The 21637-nt window shown below is 66.6% G+C and carries 16 protein-coding genes; 14 read left to right on the top strand and 2 right to left on the bottom strand.

All coding sequences use genetic code 11. The features are described 5' to 3' along the window. Genes tssH through tssA form a run of 14 tightly spaced genes read left to right on the top strand, consistent with a single transcriptional unit; the run spans window position 1 to window position 18191 of the window. Window positions 1–2697, top strand: a complete 2697-nt coding sequence (tssH, locus tag IB268_RS05520; RefSeq protein ID WP_054451879.1) for a type VI secretion system ATPase TssH — start codon at window positions 1–3, stop codon at window positions 2695–2697. 4 nt (window positions 2698–2701) lie between these two features. Then, complete coding sequence (locus IB268_RS05525) at window positions 2702–4576, top strand: type VI secretion system Vgr family protein (RefSeq protein ID WP_192352747.1); 1875 nt, start codon at window positions 2702–2704, stop codon at window positions 4574–4576. 8 nt (window positions 4577–4584) lie between these two features. Next, window positions 4585–5274 carry a toxin-antitoxin system YwqK family antitoxin gene (locus IB268_RS05530; RefSeq protein ID WP_119451865.1) on the top strand — a complete coding sequence of 230 codons (690 nt, stop codon included), beginning with the start codon at window positions 4585–4587 and terminating at the stop codon, window positions 5272–5274. A 2-nt stretch (window positions 5275–5276) separates the two neighbouring features. Next, window positions 5277–5663 (top strand): DUF4280 domain-containing protein, encoded by a 387-nt coding sequence (locus IB268_RS05535; protein WP_054451876.1) that lies wholly within the window; start codon window positions 5277–5279, stop codon window positions 5661–5663. Between the two features lie 12 nt (window positions 5664–5675). Continuing rightward, on the top strand, window positions 5676–5876 hold the full coding sequence (locus tag IB268_RS05540) for a hypothetical protein (RefSeq protein WP_125472446.1): 201 nt from the start codon (window positions 5676–5678) through the stop codon (window positions 5874–5876). A gap of 45 nt (window positions 5877–5921) precedes the next feature. After that, the gene (locus IB268_RS05545) at window positions 5922–6794 is read left to right on the top strand and encodes an ABC transporter substrate-binding protein (RefSeq protein WP_225591296.1); all 873 of its coding nucleotides are present in this window, start codon (window positions 5922–5924) and stop codon (window positions 6792–6794) included. Between the two features lie 22 nt (window positions 6795–6816). Further along, window positions 6817–8091 (top strand): dicarboxylate/amino acid:cation symporter, encoded by a 1275-nt coding sequence (locus IB268_RS05550; RefSeq protein WP_054451875.1) that lies wholly within the window; start codon window positions 6817–6819, stop codon window positions 8089–8091. A 9-nt stretch (window positions 8092–8100) separates the two neighbouring features. Further along, window positions 8101–8799, top strand: a complete 699-nt coding sequence (locus tag IB268_RS05555) for an aspartate/glutamate racemase family protein (RefSeq protein WP_192353938.1) — start codon at window positions 8101–8103, stop codon at window positions 8797–8799. Further along, entirely contained in the window at window positions 8796–10223 is a 1428-nt protein-coding gene (locus tag IB268_RS05560) for a dicarboxylate/amino acid:cation symporter (protein WP_054451873.1), read from the top strand. Before IB268_RS05555 ends, IB268_RS05560 begins: the two co-directional genes overlap by 4 nt. A gap of 47 nt (window positions 10224–10270) precedes the next feature. After that, window positions 10271–10711, top strand: coding sequence for a hypothetical protein (locus IB268_RS05565; protein ID WP_125472444.1), 441 nt, complete (start codon window positions 10271–10273; stop codon window positions 10709–10711). Window positions 10712–10769: 58 nt separating this feature from the next. Continuing rightward, window positions 10770–12101: a type VI secretion system baseplate subunit TssK gene (tssK, locus tag IB268_RS05570; protein WP_192353939.1), complete on the top strand. Its 1332-nt coding sequence runs from the start codon at window positions 10770–10772 to the stop codon at window positions 12099–12101. A gap of 22 nt (window positions 12102–12123) precedes the next feature. After that, entirely contained in the window at window positions 12124–12867 is a 744-nt protein-coding gene (locus IB268_RS05575) for a DotU family type IV/VI secretion system protein (RefSeq protein WP_054452301.1), read from the top strand. A 42-nt stretch (window positions 12868–12909) separates the two neighbouring features. Beyond that, entirely contained in the window at window positions 12910–17040 is a 4131-nt protein-coding gene (locus IB268_RS05580) for a type VI secretion system protein (RefSeq protein ID WP_119451872.1), read from the top strand. Continuing rightward, entirely contained in the window at window positions 17037–18191 is a 1155-nt protein-coding gene (gene tssA, locus IB268_RS05585) for a type VI secretion system protein TssA (protein WP_225590379.1), read from the top strand. The genes IB268_RS05580 and tssA overlap by 4 nt, the downstream gene beginning before the upstream one ends. Window positions 18192–18199: 8 nt before the next feature. On the opposite strand, the gene IB268_RS05590 is transcribed toward tssA, so the two are convergent. Together IB268_RS05590 and IB268_RS05595 are read right to left on the bottom strand one after the other, a co-directional pair. Further along, the gene (locus IB268_RS05590) at window positions 18200–18844 is read right to left on the bottom strand and encodes a response regulator transcription factor (protein ID WP_175180647.1); all 645 of its coding nucleotides are present in this window, start codon (window positions 18842–18844) and stop codon (window positions 18200–18202) included. A gap of 209 nt (window positions 18845–19053) precedes the next feature. Beyond that, window positions 19054–21417, bottom strand: a complete 2364-nt coding sequence (locus tag IB268_RS05595) for a mechanosensitive ion channel domain-containing protein (protein ID WP_192352742.1) — start codon at window positions 21415–21417, stop codon at window positions 19054–19056. Between the last annotated feature and the right edge of the window lie 220 nt (window positions 21418–21637).

The raw sequence follows: 21637 nt of genomic DNA on the forward strand, positions 1-21637 counted from the left end.
ATGGATATCGACATCCGCACGCTGCTGGCCCGGCTCAACCCGGTCTGCAAGCACGCGATGGAACTGGCGGCGCAGCAGTGCGTGCGCCAGACGCATTACAACGTGGATGTCGAGCACCTGCTGCTGACGCTGCTGGAAACCGCCGCTCCCGATCTGAAAGCGGTGCTGGATCATTACCAGATCCGGGCGGAAGACGTGTCGGCGCAATTGCAGCGCGCGCAGGAGCAATTCAAGCGGGGCAACGGCCGCACTCCGTCCTTGTCGCCGAATTTCCCTCCCATGTTCCAGGAGGCATGGCTGCTCAGCTCGATGCTGCTGGGGCAGCAGCAGATCCGGTCCGGCACCCTGCTGCTGGCGTTGCTGGAGGTCGACAGCCTGCGCGGATTGCTGCTGGAGTCGGCGCCGGGATTGCTGAACATCTCCCGGGCCGACTTGCGAGCGGCATTGCCGTCCATCCTGGCGGGCAGCGCGGAAGACGCGGGAACCTCGTCTCCGACGTCCGGGCCGGGAGCCGCGGGCTTGCCCGCCGGCGGCGCGCCTGTCATGCCGACGCCGGGCGAGGGCGGGACGCGCCAATCGGCGCTGGAGCTGTATACGATCGACCTGACGGCCCTGGCGCGCGAAGGGGCGATCGACCCGGTGCGTGGCAGGGATGCGGAAATCCGGCAGTTGGTCGACGTGCTGCTGCGCCGCCGGCAGAACAATCCCATTCTTACGGGCGAGGCCGGCGTGGGCAAGACCGCCGTGGTCGAGGGCTTTGCGCAGCGCATCGTGCAAGGCGACGTGCCTCCGGCCTTGTGCAATGTATCGGTCCGCTCCCTGGACCTGGCGCTGCTGCAGGCCGGGGCGGGCGTGCGCGGCGAATTCGAGAACCGGCTGAAATCGGTGATCAGTGAAGTGAAGGCGTCGGCGACGCCGGTCATCCTGTTCATCGACGAGGCCCACCAGTTGATAGGCGCGGGCGGCAGCGAAGGGCAGGGCGACGCCGCCAATCTGCTCAAGCCGGCCTTGGCGCGCGGCGAATTGCGCACCATCGCCGCCACGACCTGGGCCGAATACAAGCGTTACGTCGAGCGGGATCCGGCGTTGGCAAGGCGCTTTCAGGTCGTCAAGGTGGAAGAACCCACCGAGGCGGCGGCCGTCGAAATGCTGCGCGGCATGGTGCAACGGCTGGAGGCCCATCATGGCGTCGAGATCCTGGATGCCGCGGTCAGGGACGCCGTGAAGCTGTCGCACCGCTATATCTCCGGCCGGCAGTTGCCGGACAAGGCGATCAGCGTGCTGGATACGGCTTGCGCCAGGGTGGCGATCGGCCAGAGCGCGGAGCCGGAAGAAATCGAGGCCCTTGGGCGCGCTATAGAGGCGGCCGAGAACCAGCTGCGCATACTGCGCCACGAGGCCGCCACGGGCACGGACCGTCATGACGCGATCGCGGCGACGCAGCGTCAGATAGAGGATCAACGCGAACAGCACCGCCGACTGGGAGAGAAGTTGGCAGCCGAACGCAGCGCGGTGGCTGAAATCCTGACTTGGCGCCGCCGTATCGCCGACCGCGTCGTGGCCGGCAGCGACAAGGCGGCGGACGAAGAGGACCTGGACGCGCTGACCGCCAATCTGACCCGCCTGGAAAAAGGCCTTGAGGCAGTGCAGAACGACGAGCCCATCGTGCCGGTGTGCGTGGACTCTTCGGTCGTGGCGAAAGTGATTTCCGGCTGGACCGGCATTCCGGTGGGCCGGATGCTGGCCGATGAGCTGCACACCGTGCTGTATCTGCAGGAGAAACTGTCCGGACGCATCGTGGGACAGGACGAAGCCCTGGACGCCATCGCCCGGCGCATCCGTACTTTCCGCGCGGACCTGGACGATCCTGGCAAACCGGTGGGCGTGTTCCTGCTGCTGGGTCCCAGCGGCGTCGGCAAGACCGAGACTGCGTGCGCGCTGGCCGATACCTTGTACGGCGGCGAGCGCAACATGATCACCATCAATATGTCGGAGTTCCAGGAAGCGCATAGCGTGTCGGGCCTGAAAGGCGCGCCGCCAGGATATGTGGGATACGGCCGCGGGGGCGTGCTGACCGAAGCGGTGCGGCGCCGTCCCTACAGCGTCGTGCTGTTGGACGAAATGGAGAAGGCGCATCCCGACGTGCTCGAGCTCTTTTTCCAGGTGTTCGACAAAGGGACCATGGAGGACGGCGAGGGCGTTTCCATCGACTTCAAGAACACCCTGATCCTGTTGACGTCGAATGCGTCGCAGGACGTCATCACCGATGCCTGCCGGGGCGGGGCGCGGCCCTCCCCAGAGGTCCTGACCGAGCGTTTGCGCGCCCCGTTGTTGCGGCAGTTCAGCCCGGCGTTCCTGGGCCGCCTGGTGATGGTTCCCTACTACCCGTTGGGGGATAGCCAGATCAATGCCATTGTCAATCTGAAGCTGGAACGCCTGGCCCGGCGTTTCGCGCGCAACCACCACGCGAACCTGAGCTGGGACGACGCCGTGGCGCAGTCGATCGCGGCGCGTTGCAAGGAAGTGGACAGCGGGGCGCGCAATGTGGACCATATCCTGACGCAGGCGGTGTTGCCGGAGCTGGCGCGCCAGGTGCTGGAACGCATTTCCGTGGCCGCGCCGTTCGGCGGCGTCCATCTGGGCCTGACGCCCGCGGGTGCGATCGATTTCCGATTCCGCGACGCGGAGACCGGATAAGCCCATGGCCGCCGATCAGACCCAAGCCCACTGGTTTGCCTCGGTATCCACGCCGTTCGGCAAGGACGTCCTGTTGCTGGAATCCTTCAGCGGGCGCGAGGCGATGTCGGAGCTGTTCCGGTTCGATCTCAGGATGAGGTCGGCCAACAAGGCGCTGGATGCGAGAGCGATCGTCGGCAAGGCCGTCACGGTGACATTGCAGCGCCCGCGTCAGCGGCCTCGGCACTTCAACGGAATCGTCACGCGCTTCGTGCACCTAGGCGCGGACCGCGGGCATGCCTACTACCTGGCAGAACTGCAGCCGCGCCTGTGGCTGCTGACGCTGGGGCGGGACCGTGCCATACACCAGAACAAGACCGCGTTGGACATCGTCAAGGAAACGCTGGGACGCTACGAGGTGGCATTCGAGACCCGGCTGGGAGCGGGCGCCTATCCGCGGCGTCCCTATTGCGTGCAGTACGACGAAAGCCCATTCGACTTTATTTCCCGCCTGATGGAAGAAGAGGGAATCTTCTATTTCTTCGACGGCGCCGATGGCAGGCATACGCTGGTGCTGGCCGACAGCCCCGCCGCGCATTCCGTGAATGCGCATGCCGCCCGCCTGCAGTGCGCGCTGGACAAGGACGATGGGGCGGACCCGGACCGCGTGCATGCGTTCGAGATGGCGCACGGCATCGTGGCGCCGGGGCATGTGCTGGCGGACTATGACTATCTCACGGCGAGCACTTCCCTTGCCGCATCGCGCAAGCCGGCGCTGTTGCCCGACGCCCGGCACTATGTCTATCCCGGCAAGTACGCCGACGCCGCGGACGGCGACCGCAAGGCCGCCATCAGGCTGGCCGCGCAACAGGCCGACGGGCAGGTGGGCAGCGGCGTCAGCGGATGCCATGGCCTGTCGGCCGGTTCCCGCTTTGAACTGGCCGGTCACCCGGACAGCGCTCTGAATGTGTCCTACGTTCTGCGGGCCGTCACGCACGACGCGACCCAGGAGGGATACCGGAACCGCTTTGACGTGCTGCCGGAGGCCGTGCCGTTCCGTCCCAGGCCTGTGACGCCCCGGCCCATGGTCACCGGGACGCATACCGCCCAGGTGGTGGGGCTGGCGGGTGAAGAGATATGGACCGACGCGCATGGGCGGGTGAAGCTGAAGTTCCATTGGGATGACGGCCCCGCGCGCGACCAGGACAGCTCCTGCTGGGTACGGGTATCGCAGAGTGTGGCGGGGCAGGGGTGGGGGCATTGGTTCCTGCCCCGAGTCGGCCAGGAGGTGGTGGTGAGTTACGTCGACGGCGACCCCGACCGGCCGCTGGTGACGGGTACGGTCTACAACAAGCAGCAGACCTTGCCCGTGCAGCTGCCGGCGGAGCAAACGCAGAGCGTCATGCGGTCGCGCTCGTCCAAGCGGGGCGTGGCGGGCAATGAGATCCGCATGGAGGACAAACTCGATGCGGAAGAACTGTACTTGCATGCGCAGAAGGACATGCGGGTCGTCATCGAAGACGCGCTTGAGACGGAGGTTGGCGGTAATGAAAGCCGCATCGTCAAGCGGGGAGACCGCCGCATCGAGGTACAGAAGGGTAAGGAATCGCATGTGGTGCAGGGTGCGCGCAGCGTCGAGGTCCATGGCGAGGAAACGCACGCCAACGGGGCGGCATTTACCCAGGACGTGGCCGGCAATTACACGCTGAAAGTCAGCGGCAATCTTGTCATCGACGTCACAGGCTCCATCAGCATCAAAAGCGCGTCGACGCTGACCGCGCAAGCCGCAACGACGCTGAGCAACAAGGCGCTGACGATCGAACACAAGGCGACGGCGACGCAGACCGTCGATGGCGGCGGCCTGCTGGCGCTCAAGGGCGGCCTGGTCAAGATCAACTGAGGCGCGCCATGCATAGCTCCGATACCTCCTTGCCCGAGATCCAGATCATGGAAGAGCTGGACGAGGCCGGCCGCCTCTCGGCGCGCAGTTCCTGGCAGGCCGGCGTGGCGCAAGGCCCGATGACGCGATATGGCGCTGACGGAGAAGTGTTGCTGCAGGCGGAGTTCCGGCAGGGCCGCCTGTCCGGCTCGCTGCGGATACACGACGAATTTGGCGCGTTGCTGCGTGTAGCGTCTTACGCCGAGGGCAGGTTGCATGGCGAAGCGCTGTCCTATCGCGATGGCAAGCTGGCGTCGCGCCAGCAGTATGAGCTCGGGCTATTGCACGGACCTTGCGTGGCATATGCGCAGTCGGGCCTGGAGACGTTGCGGCAGACCTACCTGATGGGCAGGCTCGATGGCATGGCCGAATACCTGCAAGATGGTGTCGTGGTCCGCCGCGAAAGCTATCGCCTGGGCCTCCTGGATGGCGAAACGCGTGACTACGCTGCGGACGGCACGCTGTTGGCAGCGTCTCCGTACCGCGCGGGGGTATTGCACGGCATCGCCCGCCGTTACGCGCCTGATGGCGCTGCGCTGGCCGAGCGCCGTTACGTGAATGGTGCGCCGGAGCAGCCTTGGCGCCGCTTGGAGCCGGCAGACTCCGAACCGTCATCTCCCACTTTCGGCGCGCGCCTGGAAAAGTGGATCAGAGGATAGCCATGGCCCTGCAAGTGACCACGGGTTCGGCCCTGATGTGCAGCTTTGGCGCGGCGCCGTCCGTGCTGAATGTAATGCCTGCGGGCGTGCTGGCGGGGGCATTGCCAGCTGCCACCATCATGGACCATGCGCCAGTCGCCAATGTGGCGCCTTTCGGCATGTGCAGTTGCCTGGGCAATCCGGCGGTTGCCGCGGCCACCGCCGCGGCCTTGGGCGCCTTGACGCCCATGCCCTGCATGCCCGCTACGCCCGGCCCCTGGCTGCCCGGTTCACCCACCGTGCTGATCGGCGGCAAGCCCGCCTTGCAGGACGCGTCGATGCTGCTCTGCACCTGGGGCGGACTGATTCGGATCACGGCGCCCGCGCAGGTCACGACTTTGGTTCCCTGAGGATGTGAACGCATGTCTTACGTATTCTCCCTGACTCCCCGCATGTTGACCGTCACGCTGGCCTGCGCCGTCCTGCTCTGCGTGCTGCTGTTCCTGCTGGGCTTCCAGATCGGAGCCCGCCTGTCGGAACCGCCAGCCGCGCCGCCGGGTATCGCCGCCGCCGCGCCCGCCATGGTAGAGGCCGCGGCGCCCAAGGCGGACCGCCATGACTGAGTTCCCCGCTTCTTCCTTTTGGCTACTGACAGGCCGGAGCCTTGCATGTTGCACCTATTGAAAACCCTGTTCCGGTCCGTTCGTCTCGCCGTGCTGGCGACGTTCTTCTGCGCGGCATCGACCATGTCCTGGGGCGCGGCCGCTCAGGCGCAGACCGGCGTGGTGCGGATGGACAACGGCGCCCTGCTGGCGCCTGAGTTTGCCCGGATCATCAACCGGGGGGAACTGGTGGTCGCATTGCTGGGCGTGGACCAGCCGCCGTTCTTCGAAGAACGGAATGGAAAGCTGAGTGGCTTTGACGTGGATTTCGCGCGGGAGATCGCGCAGAAGCTGGGAGTGCGGGTGCGCTTCAACCGCCAGGCCCAGACCTTCGACGGCGTGGTGACCCTGCTGGCCGAAGGCCAGGCGGACCTTGCCATCAGCAAGCTGTCGCGCACGCTATCGCGGGCGCGGGTCGTCAGCTTCAGCGCGCCATACCTGTCGCTCAAGCGCGCCCTGCTGCTCAACCGCGTCAAGTTCGCGCAACTGGCGCGGGGCCGCTCGGTGCCGGAGGTGATACGCGCCTATACCGGCACGATCGGCGTGGTGGCCAAATCCTCTTATGCGGATTACGTGACGGCCAACTTTCCGCAGGCCGATGTGCGGCAATACCCCACCTGGCAGGCCGTGCTGGCCGCGCTGGACAGCGGAGAGGTCACCGCCGCCTACCGTGACGAATTCGAGGTCAAGCGCGTGCTGAAGATCGATCCCACGGCTTCGCTGCGGTTGCGGGTCGTGACGCTGCAGGATCTGGAGGACACGCTCGGCATGGCCGTCAATGCGTCGGATCAGGCGCTGCTGGGCTTTATCAACCTGTACCTGGCGGACCGCAGCGAGCGGTTCGACGTCAACGTGGTCTTGCAGGCCACCAATCACTGAGGCAGGCGCAAGCTGGACCATCATGACTCTGAAACGACTCTACGCGATCGTCCTCAATCCCTGGCTGGTGCTGGGGAGCCTGGTGCTGGGCGGCCTTGCCGGGCTTTACCTGCCGGCATTTTCCCGCAGCCTGTCGCTGATCGGCGAGGTGTACGTCGATTTCCTGAAGATGACGACCTTGCCGTTCATGATCTCGGCGGTGATATTCAGCCTGCAGCGCCTGTTTCGCGACGGCGGCGCATCGCGTCTTTTTCTGCGCGTGCTGGCGGTCTTCGCCGGCACCGCCGCGCTGGTGGCCTTGGTCGGGGCGGCCGTGCTGCTCATCCTGAACCCCGGCGCCGACCTGTCCAGCGCGACATTGCAGGCATTCGGCCTCATCGTCGGCAGCGATTCCGCCTCCAGCGTCACTGTGATGAATCTGTACGGCGCCGATGTGCCCGCCAAGACGTTGACCCTGGCCGACCTGCTCGGCAGCCTGGTGCCGACCAATATCTTCGCCGCGCTGGCCAGCGGCGACGCCTTGAAGTCGCTGGTGTTCGCGTTGCTGTTCGGGATCGCGGTGGGCTATGTGCCTGAGCGCATTTCGGTAGGCTTGAGCCAGGTGCTCGAGACCGTGTATTGCGCTTGCCAGAAGCTGATGCACTGGCTCAGCCTGCCCTTGCCTCTGATCCTGTTCTGCATGAGCGCCTCGCAGATGGCCAAGTCTGGCATCGAGCCGCTGCAGGCGATGACACAGTTCGTTCTGGCCTTTTTTGCGGTGGCCGTGCTGCTGTTGTCGCTGGCGGTGGTGGTCATCTGGAAGCGTTCGAACCAGCCGCTGTCCGTGACGCTGGAAGCCCTGCGCGCGCCGTTCGCGCTGGCGCTGGCGACGCGCAACAGCGCGGCCTGCATGCCGAGCATGATCGAAAGCCTGGCCGACAAGCTCGGATTCGCCCGGGCTCGGGTGGAACTGCTTGTGCCTCTGGCCGTGTCGTTGCTGCGGGTCGGGCCGATGGTCTATTACGTATGCGCCACGCTGTTCATTGCGCAGCTGTATGGACGCCCGCTGGGCGTGGGCGAGGTGGCCACGGTGTTGCTGGTGTCGGTGCTGGCCGGCTTTGCGTCGGCCGGCATGACGGGCTTGGTGACCGTGTCGCTCATCGGGATCACCTGCGCCTATCTGGGGTTGCCGTTCGAGGCCGCCTTCATTCTCTTCCTGGCCATCGATCCGCTATGCGACATGTTGCGCACCCTGATCCTGGTGATCGGCAACTCGGCGGCGGTGTCGGTCATTTGCCCGCGGCCGCTGCGGGTATAGGAGGCCGCGATGACGATGATCGGAGTGCTTGGGGGCATGGGGCCGTTGGCGACGGTGGACTTCATGGGACGCATTGTTCGCCTGACACAGGGCGCGCGCGACCAGGATCATCTGCCCATGGTGGTGGCGAACCTGCCGCATACGCCAGACCGTTCTTCCGCGATCCTGGGGGATGGCCTGGATCCGTTGCCGGCGTTGTACGCGGGCGTGGACCTGCTCAATCGCAGCGGCGTCGGATTGCTGGTGGTGCCGTGCAACTCGGCACACCACTGGTACCAGCAAATGCAGCGGCGCAGCGCGGCGCCCATGCTGCATATCGGCGAGGTTTGCGCCGACGCCGTGCCGCAAGGCGGCAAGGTCGCGGTGCTGGCCACGCGCGGCACGCTGGTGTCGGGCTTCTACCAGGCGAGCCTGCGCGAACGAGGTATAGATTTCCTGGTGCCGGGCGCCGTGGAGCAGGCGCGGATCACCGCCTGCATCGCGCAGGTCAAGGCGGGAGACCTGACGGCGGCTGCGAGCCAGCTGGAACTGGCGTTGCGGCAGCTCGAAGCCGGCGGGGCGACGGCGGCAGTGATGGGGTGCACCGAGATTCCGCTGGCTGCGCGGGCGATCGCGCACGCGCCCATGCCGCTGATCGACAGCACGCAGGAGCTGGCGGCGGCAACCGTCCGCTATGCGTTGACGCGCGGTTGGAACGTGTCCACATGAGCGCCTTGAACCGCCTCTCCGGCAGCACCGTATTGCTGGCCTTCTGCATGGCGACCGGGGCGTTGGCGGGCGTCATGGCGCAGCCGTTGGGGCACGCCGCCTACCTGGTCGGCAAGCTTTACCTGGTGGTGGTGAACATGGCCGCCATGCCCTTGCTGGTGGTGGCGATCTTCTTCGGTTTGCGCCAGGTGCTGGATATGCCGCGCCCGGGCAGGCGGATTGCGCTGACCGCGGCCCTGGCGGTGGCGCTGGTGGGCGCGTGCGCCGTGAGCGGCACCCTGCTGGGCGCGGCCGTCATGCCGGGCAAGCACCTGAGCCCGCAGGAACATGCCCAGTTGGGCGAGCTGGTCTGGAGCGAGGGCAATGCGCTGTCCGAGAACAGCGTCAGCCTGATGGAATCGCCGGATGCCGGCGCGGCAATGGGCGATGGCGCATCGCGGCGGGAGAGCGTGATGCGTGGGCTGCTGCCCGACAACTTCTTTCGCGTGCTGGCGCAGGGGAACACGCTGGGAATTCTCGTGGCGACGCTGCTGTTCGGGTTGGCCTTCGCTTCGTTGTCGCGCGAGCGTACCGCGTTGCTCGATGGAATCTTTGAAAGCTCGTACCGGGCGTTGGGGATCATCATCGACCGGGCAAATCTGCTGATTCCGGTCCTGGCGTTTGGCGCCAGCGCGTATCTGACGTCGAACGCGCAGGCGGCCACGCTGGGCGCCATGGGCGGCTTCCTGTTGTGCTTCATGTTGTCGGCGATCGTGCTGTCGATCGCGGCGATGGCCGTCATATCGGCCCGTGCAGGCCTGCCGTTCCTGTCCGTGTTGGCGGAGATGAAAGGACCGCTGTTGGTCGGGCTGGCCTCCGGCAGCGCGACAGCGCCAGTTCCGCACGCCATCGAAGTCATGAGCGCGCGCCTGGGATTCAGCCGCGGCGTGGCTGAGCTTGCCTTGCCCTTCGGTGCGGTATTCCTGAGGGGCGGGGCGGCGCTGTATTTCGCGCTGGTGACGCTATTCGTCGCGAATCTTTACGGCAGGCCTTTGGGCGGCGCGGAGCTTGTGCTGGTGGCGGCCGGGTCGATGGCGGCGGCCTTCGTGTCGGCAGGTCATGGCGGAGCGGCGAACGTGGCGTTCGCGGGCTTGACGCTGGGGCTGCTCGAGCTACCGGTGGAAGCTGCAGGCGTGTTGTTCGTGGCCATTGACCTGTTGTGCGACGGATTGCGGACGGTGCTCAGCCTGCTATGCGTGTGCGTGGTCGTGGCCTGGGTGTCGGACGGCCTTTCGTCCGAACGGGCGGCCGGGCGCGACGGGACGGCGGGGCGCGCTCCTTTGCAACTGGCCTTTTCCGGCATGCAGCTGATGCTGATGGGAAGTTGCATGGTGCTGGCGGGATTGCTGATCGTATTGTTGGGTATCGGGTTGGGAGCCAGGTGATGAGAGCGACGGGGTGGGCATGGCGCGCTGCGCGAGGCGGGGTATTGATGCTGATGGCGGCCCTGACGGGATGTTCCGCGTTGGGGTTGGACTATTTCAAGGGCGAAAAGCCGGCGTGGAAGCAGGTGGTGGTATCCGCGGCCACGGACGCGAATGGCGATAGTCCGGTGGCGGTCGATCTGGTGCTGGTCAGGGACGAAACCCTCTTGGCGCGCTTTGCCGAACTGACGGCAGCCAAGTGGTTCGCCGGGAAGGACGACCTGCTCAACACCTATCCGCAGGGATTGCGATATGAAGGTTGGGAGGTGGTTCCGGGCCAGCATCTGAGCGTACCCGGAGACAAACTCGAAGGCCCGCGCGTGGCGGGGGCATTCGTGTTTGCGCGCTATGCGGCGCCGGGTGCTCATCGGGCGCGGGTGGACGCGTTCAGCGGCCGGCTGCTGATCCGCCTGGAGAACAAGGGATTTACCGTGACGGCGGGCCAATGATGAATAGGTTTCGATTCTTGCCCGGCGCGCCCGGTGCGCATGCCAGGAGGGCCGCCGCATGACCCGCCTTCAAACTGTGGTGACGGATGCCGTGGAATGGCATGAAGGCATGCTGCTGGCGCCCCAGCACTTCCAGTTGCTGGCCTCGCGCGTCGACACGCTGGTGGCGTGGCAGACGCTGGCGGCGGCGCCCTTCAGCTGGGGCGTGCGCCGGCTGGTGCTGGACAGCGGACTGTTGCCCGCCGGCATCGTGCGGGTTCTGGAGCTGGAAGCGATCATGCCGGACGGCACTGCCATTGCCTATGCCGCGCGAACGGACACGTCGGAAAGACTGGAACTGGCGCTGGATTCCCATGCGGCGCAATTGGCCGACGGTCCGATCGACTTTTACGTGACCTTGCCCGTCGCGACCCTGGCCCGACGCGAAGGGCAAGTCCGCCGATTCCGTTCCGTGGCCGGGGCGCCGGTAGAGGACCAGGTGTCCGACGCCCCTGCGGCGGATATCTCGCGCCTGCTGCCCAACCTGGCGTTGTCGGCCGGGGACGTGCCTGCCGCGCAGTTCGTGGCGCTGCGCCTGGGATCGCTCTACAAGGACAATGAGGTCGTCAGGGTTGGCGAACGCCTGCCGCCGCTGCTGGAAGTGCAACACGACAACCCGCTCTGGGTCGCGGCCTCGGCGTTGCTGGGCCAGTTGCGCGGCAAGGCTGCCTTCATCGCCCGGCAGACGGCCAATCCATCGTCCCGGGTGGATGACCGGCTGACCCAATTGGAGCTCAGGGACAGGCTGCGCAGCCTGCTCGCAGGCTTGCCCATGGCCGAGGCCGTCCTGCGCACGCCGCATCTGCACCCCTGGACCTTGTATCTGGCGCTGGCGTCCCTGGCGGGATCGCTATGCCTGCTCAAGCCTGGCGCGATATCGCCGCCGCCACCCGACTACGACCATGCGGATCCGCTTTCCGTCTTTACGCCCATGCTGCGCTTTCTGCGGGAAGCAAGCTCCGAGATCAACGAGGATTTCCGCCAGTACAAGTTCGACTTCGACCACGGCGCCTTCGCACTGAAGCTGCGCCCGGAATGGATAGGGGAGCGGCTCGTGATCGGCGTGCGGGGCCAATCGGACCGCGACCTGCTGGCGTGGATGGCAGGGGCGGTCATCGGGTCCCAGCCTGTCTATCCATCGTTGCGCAGCCGTCGCGTGCTGGGGGCTGTACGGCGCAATGTCGAGTACGCCGAAGAACTGGGCCTGCGTTCGGGCTCGGGATACCTGTTGTTCGAGATCCAGGCCGCCTCGGGCCTGGTGCAGGGCGATGAGCCATTGCTGATCGCCAATTCCAACGAGGGCGAAAGTGCGCAGCGGCCCCAGGAAATGCTGTTGTTCGTGAAGGGCTGAGGGAAGGGAGATCATGGCGAATCTGACACGCAATCGGCCCGATGGGGACGAAGACGACCTGGTGACCAGCCAGTTCCGCGGGTTTCTGGACGAACTGGAGAGAGTGCGGATGCGGGTGTCGGCAGGCGAGGCGCCATCGGCCGAGGCTGCGGCGCAGGAGCTCAGCCGGCACATGCTGAGCCTGCTTGAGATCCAGACATTGCAGGCACGCCGTGACAGCACCCGGTTCGACGCCGAGAACCTGGCCGACGCGCGCTACCTGAAGGCGGTCCTGGCCGATGAGATCCTGTTGAATGCCGAGTGGGCGGGCCGTGACCGCTGGACCGCCTATCTGCTCGAATCCAACTTGTTTCGCACCAACGTGGCGGGCGATCTGGTTTTCCAGCGCATCGAGCAATTGTTGTCGGGGCGCGAGCCATCGCGCCGCAGCATCGCCCGCCTGTACCTGTTTGCGCTGGCGGTGGGGTTTCAGGGCCGCTATCGCGGTGCGGATGCGGCGCAACGGCTGCGCGGCTATCGCGAGGAATTGTACGAATTCGTCTATCAGCGGCGGGCGGACCTGGGAGGCCGGGACCGGGTCCTGGCGCCGGCGGCGTACTCCAACATCCTGTCGCACGTCGCGCCGCGCAAGCTGCCGACGGTCAGCCGATGGACCTTCATCTTTCTGCTGGGCATGGCGTCGCTGCTGGCCGTGTCGGAGATCGCCTGGCTATGGCAGTCATGGCCGGTGCGTCAGGCGCTGCACGCCGATGTTGCCCGGGACTGACGCCATGCAGATCATCCGTGACGTGATCCAGGGAGCCTTGCCATGCTGACGAGCAATCTGTTCCTGTTGTCGGTCGTCGTGCTGACCCTGGTTGTGTTTGCCGTGCTGGGCATAGTCCTGTACTTCGCCAGGCATGGCGCCCATAAGAAACCCGAGCAGGACCGCAAGGTCGTGCGGCTGCGCTCCGATTCCTTGCGCAATGCCTTCCGCCAGGCGGTCGAGCTGATCGAGGCCAACATCGCCGCGCGCGGCGAACGCTACCGCATACCGTGGATCATGGTGCTCAACGAGGGCGACGGCAGCGGCGGACTGCCGATAGCCCAGGCGGGCGTACCCAGCGTGCTGGGCTCGGAAGCCGCGGGGCCGACGTCGACGCAGGGGATTTCATGGAATTTCTTCGACCGCGGCATTGTCATCGATATCAAGGCGGCCTATCTGGACGCGCCGGGGCAGGACAGCAACGAAAAGCCCTGGGACGAATTCCTGGGTTTGTGCCGGAATTATCGTCCGCAGCGGCCCTTTGACTCGGTGGTGATCACGGTGCCTGCTGGCATGCTGCTGACCGCCGACACGGACTCCCAGCTGGAACTTGCCCGGCGGGCCAAGCTGGCGCATCGGCGGCTGTGGTTGGCGCAGAACCGGTTCGCCATGCGGTTTGCCGTTTATGTGGTGGTGACGGACTGCGAAGCCCTGGAGGGCTTCAGCGAGTTCGCGGGAGCTTTGCCGGAACCGCTGCGGGCCAGCATGCTGGGCTGGTCTTCCCCCTACGACCTGTCCACCACATATCAATCGGATTGGGTGGAGACGGCGATGCGCTCCATCACTGGCGCCGTGTCGGACGCCAGCGCGGAACTGTTCGCGGTCGACGCGGGCGTCGCGGACGCGCGCGGCTTCCTGCTGCTGCCGGCGCGCATCCAGGCTATGCAGGCGCAGCTGCAGCTATACGTGGACGAGCTGTTGCGGCCCAGCGCTTATCACGAGCCTTTTTTCTTTCGCGGCATTTATCTGACCGGAGACAGCGGAGAGCTGGCGGCGCGCACGATCGGGCGGCAAGCCGAGTCGGGGCCGCGAGTGGATGCCGGTGACGCCGAACCGTACCTGGGCGACGGCCGTGAGGCCGCGAATCCGGCGCTGGCGGACCTGTTGCGCCAACCGGCCTTCCTGCGGGACCTTTTCGAACGCAAGATCTTCCAGGAGTACGGACTGACCCGGCCTTCGCGCTCGCAACATCTGACCCGGCCCGTGCTGCACCGGGCGGTACGTTGGGGCGGCATCGCCTTGCTCGGGGTGTGGGGCGGGGGATTGATCATCGCCACGGTAGAACTGGGACGGCACAACGCGCCTCTGGTCGCAGCGCTGGAAGATACCCGGCGCGATGCGCGCGAGCGCGCCGTGGCGTTGCAACAGGGCCAGGAGCTGCCGGCGGAATGGTACCGGCGGCGCGCCCTGGCCTTGCTGACGCTGGATCAGGGGCTGCAGGTGGATTCCGGGTGGACCGTCTTCATGCCGGGATCCTGGTCGCGCATCGACGATCTGACTCCCCGCGTGCGTGCACGCTTTGCCCGAGAGTTCGGCGAAATTGCCGTGACGGCTATCCAGCGTGAGCTGGCCGCGCGCGCGTCGCAGCTGACGGGGGTAGGACTGGACCCGGTGAGCGGCTTGCTGGCGTCGGACGGCATATGCGCTCCGTCCGCCAGTCTGGAGGGCGATGAAAGCAGCGCCGGCAGTCTGAGCATCGATGAACAGCCCGAACTGCGAGCATTGCAACGGTACGTGGCGGGCGCCGACCAGTTCGATGCGGCGCTGCGGGCTTTTCAGCATCTGCGCCAGCCGGGCGGCGGCAACGCCGACGCGCTGCGGCAGGTGGTCCGCTACGCGCTAGGCGCCGATCTGCAAGGCGATCTGGGTAACGTGCTTCCGTATTTCAGCCGCGGCCACGATCGAAACGTGCTCTACGGCATGACGCCGACGGCAGAGCAGGGCTTGGCCAGCTTGCAGCAGGCATTCGGCTGCGCGTTCGAGAAGGCGTCGGCGCAGCTGAACCGGCGCCTGTTTGCGAATAATCCGCTGCTGCTCACGGAGCGCGCCGTGGCGCAGTCCACGCGCCAGATCACGGACGCCGCCATGAACGCGGAAGACGCGGCGCAGGTGAGCGGCAGCTATCGCAGGCTGGTTACCGCGATCACCGCTCAACAGGATCTGCTGGCGGCCGGCAAGGGAGGATGGATGCGTCAGGCCGCGTTCACGCCAGGCGCCGCCTATGACCGCGCGATGGCTCGCGCTGCCCAGAACCGTCTGCTGGGGCCGGAGGCCGCAGCGGCGGCGCGCGAGCGCGACCGCGCGGACTTCGAGGGATTCAAGAGCGAAAGAGCACTGCGTCTGGACGGGCCGGACAGCGGCCTGCTGTGGCAGGACAAGGAGGCGCGCTATGTGTTGTCTCCTTCCCGGTTGGCGTTGCGCGACGCGTTCGCGGGTCTGCTGGCGCAGCCTTTCATGGCCCCGCCACGCGACCTGCAGCCGCCCGTTCTGGACGGCGGCGCGGTCATCGTCTGGAACCGCGTGCAGCTGGATCAGGCCCTGGCGTTGGGCGAGGTGCGCAAGCGCTTTCTCGCGGACGGGATGAAGAGCGTGCCGCCCACCTTGTCACCGGTGGTGGAACGGACGCTGGACGTGCAGTTCGGCAGGCTGGTGTTCGACCAGACCATGGCAGCGGCCACGCCGGCGCAGGCCGATGCGGGAGAAGACAGCGCTGCTTTCACGGCGGCGCGCAATCGCTTGCTGCGGATCCGCGCCTTGTTGGCCGAGTTGGGCGCGACGCGGCAGTCGGACACGCTGGATGCCCTGGTGTCCCGCGACGCGATGGAGCATTTGCGCCAGGTGGATCGGCGCCTGCAGCGTTCGGAGCTGTACGCGACCCGGTTCGATGCGGAAGCCGCCGCGCCGGCCGTGCGCACTTCCGTGCTGGCGATGTTCGGCGTCGCTGACGCCGCCGGCCTCGGACCCTATCTGGACCATCAGTCGGCGCGCGCCCTGACCTTGGGCGCCGAGGCCGGGGTGTACCTGGCGGCGCTGGATCCCATCAGCGCGGCCTCGCCGCTGGCTCAACGGTGGCGCGCCATCAATCAGGATCTGGAGCGGTATCGGTTGCGCAATCCAAACAGCAGCTTGCTGCGCCTGGAACAGTTCGTGCAGGCAGTGGCGGACCCGGCTTCGGGCGGCTGCAGGGCGCGCCCCGCGGGTCCGCCGCCGGCCGGCGGCGACGATTACTTCGGCGCGGTGTATGCACGTCTGTACAGCGCGCTGCAGGGACGTTGCAATCAACGGTATGTGTCCGACCTGCGCCAGCAGTGGGAGGATTTCTCCGCGACCTTCAACGTGCTGGTGGCGGGCCGCGCGCCGTTCAATCCGGGTGCGGTGGGTGCGGTTGCGCGGTATGCCAGCGTGGGAGCCATTGCCGCACAAGGCTCCGCGGGGCTGGCGTCGGCGGATTACGGGCAACTTGGCCAGACCTTGAAGCGTTATGACGGAGTGGCCGGAACATACCGGGATGCGGACGGCGAAGCCAGGGGCGCGACTCCATCCGGATCGGTCATGAGGTTCATCGACAATTTCGCGCAGGTCCGCGCCCTGTTCGCGCCCTTGTACCCGTCCGAGGATGCCGGGGTGGCCGGCTATGACCTGAATGTGGAGTTCCGGGCCAACCGCAGCGATGAATTGGCCGCCAACCAATTGATCGACTGGACGCTGAACATAGGGGGGCAGAGCCTGGCTCTGGGCGACGCGTCCAGGACCCTGCACTGGAATTACGGCACGCCGGTCACGCTGACGCTGCGGTTCGCCAAGGATTCGCCGCTGATCGCGATGGCGGACCCGCGGCAGCCCGCCCTGACGACCGACGGGCGAATCCTGACGTGGCAATTCAGCGATCCTTGGGCCTTGATCTCCATGATGCAGCGCCACCAGGCCGCCGACGCCGGGCCACGCGGAGCAGGCCCGCTGCTGCGCTTCGATTTTCCATTGGGAATGGCCAACGCGGCTGGAATGGCGCGGGTGCCGGACCTGGAAGAGGGGCGGGTGTTCCTGCGCATCGCCCTGATGCCGGCAGGCAGGAAGACGCCGCTGCAATGGCCGAACAGTTTTCCGGCGCGCGCGCCGGAATGGAGCGCGCAATGAGCAAGCACGAAGCAATGCCGCTGGAGGGGGCGGTACTGGAAGCCCTGCTGGCGCCGTTGCCGCTGGAAGGCGGCGCGGGTGCCGCGCTGCGCTATGCACCCGTGTACCAGCAGATCCAGGATGCGCGCCGGCATGACGACGCCAGTCTGCCGATGGGCGACTGGGACCGTCCGTTGCAAAAAGCGGATTGGCCGCTGGTTGCCGCGTTGTGCCAGGAGGCTCTGGCAACGCAGGGCAAGGACCTGCAGGTGGCGGCATGGTTATGCGAAGCCTGGACGCGCTTGCATGGCCTGGAAGGCCTGGCGGCGGGGATTCGTGTGCTGGACGGCCTGCTGCAGCGTTATTGGGAAACCGCCTGGCCGCGGATGGAAGACGAAGACGCGGCCGACGCGCGTTGTGCGCCGTTCATCTGGCTGGACACCACCCTGTCGCTGGCCTGCACGCTGCATCTGCCGTTGCTGCGCGCCGAAGACAGGGAGCCGCCCGAGATCAATCTCTACGATTGGGAGCGCGCCTGCAATACGTCCCGTGCGATTTCCGGCATCGAAACGGATGCGGAATCTGAATCTGAACCTGCCGAGCCTGCGCTCAGCCGGGATGCCTTGATGCCGTATGCGGCGCTACCGGCCAACCGTGCGGGACTTCAGTCCATGGTGAGGTTCGTCGACGCGGCCGCAGCCGCATGGGAAGGGCTGGAACGCAGATTGGACGAACGGCTGGGGCGCGACGCGCCGGGGCTGCGGCGTACTCCCGATGTATTGGCCCGGCTGGCGCGCGTGGCCGGCGGCCTGCTGGCCGAACACAGCATCCGGTCAGGGGGAAAGGGCGAAACCATCGCCGGCGATGCCAGGAAAGCGCCGGCGCTGACAATGCCCGGCCGGGCGCATGCGGATCAGGAGGCCGCGGCCATTCATGATCCTGTGGACGCCGGTGTCGTGGCGTCGTTGGGTCCGCTGACCAATCGCGCGCAAGCCTACCGCCAGCTATCGCGCATCGCCGATTACCTGGCGGCGATCGAACCGCACAGCCCCACGCCCTACCTGTTGCGAAAGGCAGTGGCCTGGGGCGGCATGTCATTGGCGGACCTGATGCAGGAAGTCGCGCAGGAAGAGGGGGGAATGGCGCGGTACCTGTCGCTGTTGAACGAATAGCGGAACGGTTACTTGGGTTTGCCCAGCAAGCCGCCCCGGCGCGCCAATAGTGTGGCCTGCGTGCGGTTTTGCACGCCGAGCGCAGACAGGATGGCGGTGATGTGAGTTTTGACCGTTTTCTCGGCCACGTCCAGTTGCAGCGCAATCTCGCGGTTGCCTATGCCGGCGCATATCAGGCGCAGCACGTCGCTTTGCCTGGGAGTCAATTCGCTGAGCAAGGCAATTTCATCGGTCATGGCCGCGCACGGTATGGCCGCGGCGGTGGGCGGCTGCGCGCCTGTTCCTTGCGGCGATTGCACTTCCTCCAGCGCTGCGAGCAGCATCTGGCTGCTTGCGGACTTGTGCAGGAAGCCGCGCGCGCCTGCCATCAGCGCGCGGTCGCGGTCGTTCTGGTCTTCGGAGGCGGACATCACCAGGATGCGTATGCCGGGGCGCAATTGGCGCAGGCGCTTGAGCAGCGCGCTGCCGCCGATGTCCGGCAGGTAGTAATCCATGATCACGCAACTGATATCCGCACGGGCTGCAAGCATCGAGATGGCCTCGTTGCCGTTCGATGCCAGGCAGATTTCAAGGGAGGGCGCCAGCCGTGCAATGGTCAGTTGCAGACCCTCGCGAAACATTGCGTGGTCGTCGACCATCAGCACAGCCGTCATGGGAATCTCCGGGTAGGGTGGCCAGCTGCCGGCGGGGGCGGTGCTGGCTCCGGAGCGCCGCGGAGCACCCTGCGCAGGGCAATTCGGCGATGACATAATTTGTTAAGAAATTATCAAAATATGACGTCGCGGTCAATGCGTAAGCGCGCCCGCGACAAGGGGCGGACGCTCCTTGCCTGGCCGGGCCCATGGATGCTCTTGGCGTATGGCTACGTGCGCGGCGCTTCGCCTTCCTCGCGCGCCTCCAGCTCGTTGCCCAGCACCTCGGCCGAGTCCTCGCCACGCGGCGCGGGTTCCAGCGGGCGCCGGGTGTGGCCGGCGGCGCGGGCGTCCTCGCCTTCGTCGGGCCGCTCGGCTTGCACGAAGACATTCGCCGGCGGCGCATAGCCCCGCTTGTCCTGGCCGAAGTACACCACGGTGTGCGGGTAGGGCAGTTCGATGCCGGCGGCGTCGAAGTGCTTCTTCAGCAGGCGGTTGTAGCCGCGCTGCACGGCCCACTGCATGCCCGGCGTGGTCTTGATCAGGATCCGGATGGTCACGCCCTTCTCGTTGACCGCGGTGACCCCGGCGACCGTGATGTCTTCCAGGATCTCGGGCCCAAGCACCGTGTCGGTCATCAGCTCGGCGAAGGCCGCGCGCAGATGCACGATGGCGTCGTCCACGCTCTCGCGATGCGCGATGGTGTATTCGCCCAGGTGGTACGAGAAGTCCCGCATGTGGTTGGCGACGACGTCCACGGACGAGAACGGCACCAGATGGTAGCCCCCGTCCAGCGTGCGGATGCCCACCGAGCGTATCGTCATCTTCTCCACCGTGCCGAATACGCCCGCGACCTGCACCACGTCGTTCTCGTTCATGCCGTTTTCAAGCTGGATGAAGACGCCCGTGATGATGTCCTGGACCAGCTTCTGCGCGCCGAAACCGATGGCCAGGCCGACCACGCCGGCGCCGGCGATCAGCGGTCCGACGTCGATGCCGATCTGCGACAGCAGCACCATCAACGTCATCGTCACGATGACGATCAGCGCCGCGTTGCGGAACAGCGCCAGCAGGGTGCGCTCGCGCGCGCTGGGCATGCCGCGACCTTCGCTCTGGCTGAGGCGATGCTCGATGATGCTGGCGATCACGGTCCAGGCCAGCGCCGCGATCAGCAGCACGATGACGATGTTCACCGTCATCCGGATGGCGGCGCCGCCGGCATCCGAGGCCAGCCAGCGGGACAGGTCGAAAGCGCGCCACGCGTCCAGGACCAGCAGCACCAGCACGATGCGAATGATCAGGCCGACCAGCTTCAAGGTGGCGGGCACATAGGCGTTGACGCGCGCCTCCAGCAGCGGCAGGCGCTTGCGCAGGTCGTCCGGCAGCCTGATGGGCTTGGCCAGCACGGTGTTCAGCAGCAGGATCAGCAGGCTGCCCACGCCGATGACCAGCAGGGTCTGCGCGGTGGCGCGGGCCATGAAGGGCAGGGCGTTGGTCGGGTCTACCTGGCTGACGACCAGCAGGATGGTGAAGTACCCTATGCCCAGCACATGCCACACGCGCGCCAGAATGTGCAGCCGCGAGCCCATGAACGTCGTCGCGCTGGCAGCGCGCCGGTCGAGGTGCCCGCGCACGGTCTGGCGGTTGCGCCAGATGACGCGCACCGCATACACGTACACGGCCAGCATGATCAGCAGGTTGGCCAGCCGCCCCAGCGCGGGCGACAGCGAGGCCGAGACCACGGGATCGATCAGCAGCGTGCCGTAGCCGGCCGCGGTGGCGATGCGCAGCAGCCACGCATTCCAGTACCTGGCGTTGTCATCCGTCATGGGCAAGAGGCGCAGGTGCGGATGCTTGACGGCGAACACCGTGCGGACCAGCACCTTGACGATTTCCACCGAGACGAAGGCGCGCAGGAATACCGCGGCCAGCGTGTCCAGCGTGCCGCGGCCAGGCGTGCTCCACAGGGCTGCGGCGCCGCCTGCCATGGCGGCAAGCACCACCACGCCGGCATCGATGGCCAGCGCGCCCACGATGGCTCCGGCGCGCCGGTACAGCACCCGCATGGAGGCAGGCGCGCCGCGTTTGGGCGGCGCTTCGGGAGCGTGGCGCTGTTCGGCGACCCAGCGGTCGATGCGTCCGTAGACGTACATGGCGATCATCCGCAGCAGGATGAAGGCGAGGATGGTGGCGGCCGCGGCCAGGGCGAGAGGCTTCAGGGCATGGCCCGCGGCGTCGCCGTCCATGCGCAGGCTGCTGCCCGAGGCCAGTGCGCGCATGTCTTCCACGCCCTGCCCCATGTCGGTCGCAAGGCCGGTCAGGAAGCGCTGGACGTTGTCGGCCATGCGTTCCTGCAACCCGGGTTCGGCGGGCTGCGCGGACGCAGGGGCCGCGCCTGCGGGACGGGAAGCGGCAGGCTTTGCGCCGGTGGCCTGCGCGCGCAACTCATCCACCAGCGCCTTGCGCGCTTCGGGATTCTCCAGCAAGTCCGCCAGGGCCGCCGGAGTCAGCGCCGAGGAAGACGCCGCCGCGGCTTGCGGCTGTAGCAGCCCCGCGGCCTGGGCTTGCCAGGAAAGGGCAAGGCAACACAGCATTGTCGCCAGCAGCAGGGCCGCCAGCCAGGGCCTGGGCCGTCGGCGCCGCCGCAATGGGGCTGCCAGGACGGCAGGCGGGAAATGAACCGATGCTGTCGTTGCGGATCTAACCACTAGTGAATCTCCTGTGCGATCTGGGCAAAAAATTGGGGGCGAAGTCGTGCCGCGCTTAAGAAATCCGGCGCGTCGCCGTTAGTGCAGATGGCTCAACTCTGGTCTG

This window comes from Achromobacter sp. ACM01, from assembly GCF_014851745.1.
Classification (GTDB): Bacteria; Pseudomonadota; Gammaproteobacteria; order Burkholderiales; family Burkholderiaceae_B; genus Achromobacter; species Achromobacter aegrifaciens.

Excerpts from the sequence above, each read along its gene's own strand:
- IB268_RS05540 (WP_125472446.1), top strand. The coding sequence starts at position 5,676 with ATGTCTTACGTATTCTCCCTGACTCCCCGCATGTTGACCGTCACGCTG.
- IB268_RS05525 (WP_192352747.1), top strand. The coding sequence starts at position 2,702 with ATGGCCGCCGATCAGACCCAAGCCCACTGGTTTGCCTCGGTATCCACG.
- IB268_RS05580 (WP_119451872.1), top strand. The coding sequence starts at position 12,910 with ATGCTGACGAGCAATCTGTTCCTGTTGTCGGTCGTCGTGCTGACCCTG.
- IB268_RS05535 (WP_054451876.1), top strand. The coding sequence starts at position 5,277 with ATGGCCCTGCAAGTGACCACGGGTTCGGCCCTGATGTGCAGCTTTGGC.
- IB268_RS05590 (WP_175180647.1), bottom strand. The coding sequence starts at position 18,844 with ATGACGGCTGTGCTGATGGTCGACGACCACGCAATGTTTCGCGAGGGT.
- IB268_RS05560 (WP_054451873.1), top strand. The coding sequence starts at position 8,796 with ATGAGCGCCTTGAACCGCCTCTCCGGCAGCACCGTATTGCTGGCCTTC.
- IB268_RS05550 (WP_054451875.1), top strand. The coding sequence starts at position 6,817 with ATGACTCTGAAACGACTCTACGCGATCGTCCTCAATCCCTGGCTGGTG.
- IB268_RS05555 (WP_192353938.1), top strand. The coding sequence starts at position 8,101 with ATGACGATGATCGGAGTGCTTGGGGGCATGGGGCCGTTGGCGACGGTG.
- IB268_RS05530 (WP_119451865.1), top strand. The coding sequence starts at position 4,585 with ATGCATAGCTCCGATACCTCCTTGCCCGAGATCCAGATCATGGAAGAG.
- tssH (WP_054451879.1), top strand. The coding sequence starts at position 1 with ATGGATATCGACATCCGCACGCTGCTGGCCCGGCTCAACCCGGTCTGC.
- IB268_RS05595 (WP_192352742.1), bottom strand. The coding sequence starts at position 21,417 with ATGCTGTGTTGCCTTGCCCTTTCCTGGCAAGCCCAGGCCGCGGGGCTG.
- tssK (WP_192353939.1), top strand. The coding sequence starts at position 10,770 with ATGACCCGCCTTCAAACTGTGGTGACGGATGCCGTGGAATGGCATGAA.
- IB268_RS05565 (WP_125472444.1), top strand. The coding sequence starts at position 10,271 with ATGCTGATGGCGGCCCTGACGGGATGTTCCGCGTTGGGGTTGGACTAT.
- tssA (WP_225590379.1), top strand. The coding sequence starts at position 17,037 with ATGAGCAAGCACGAAGCAATGCCGCTGGAGGGGGCGGTACTGGAAGCC.
- IB268_RS05545 (WP_225591296.1), top strand. The coding sequence starts at position 5,922 with ATGTTGCACCTATTGAAAACCCTGTTCCGGTCCGTTCGTCTCGCCGTG.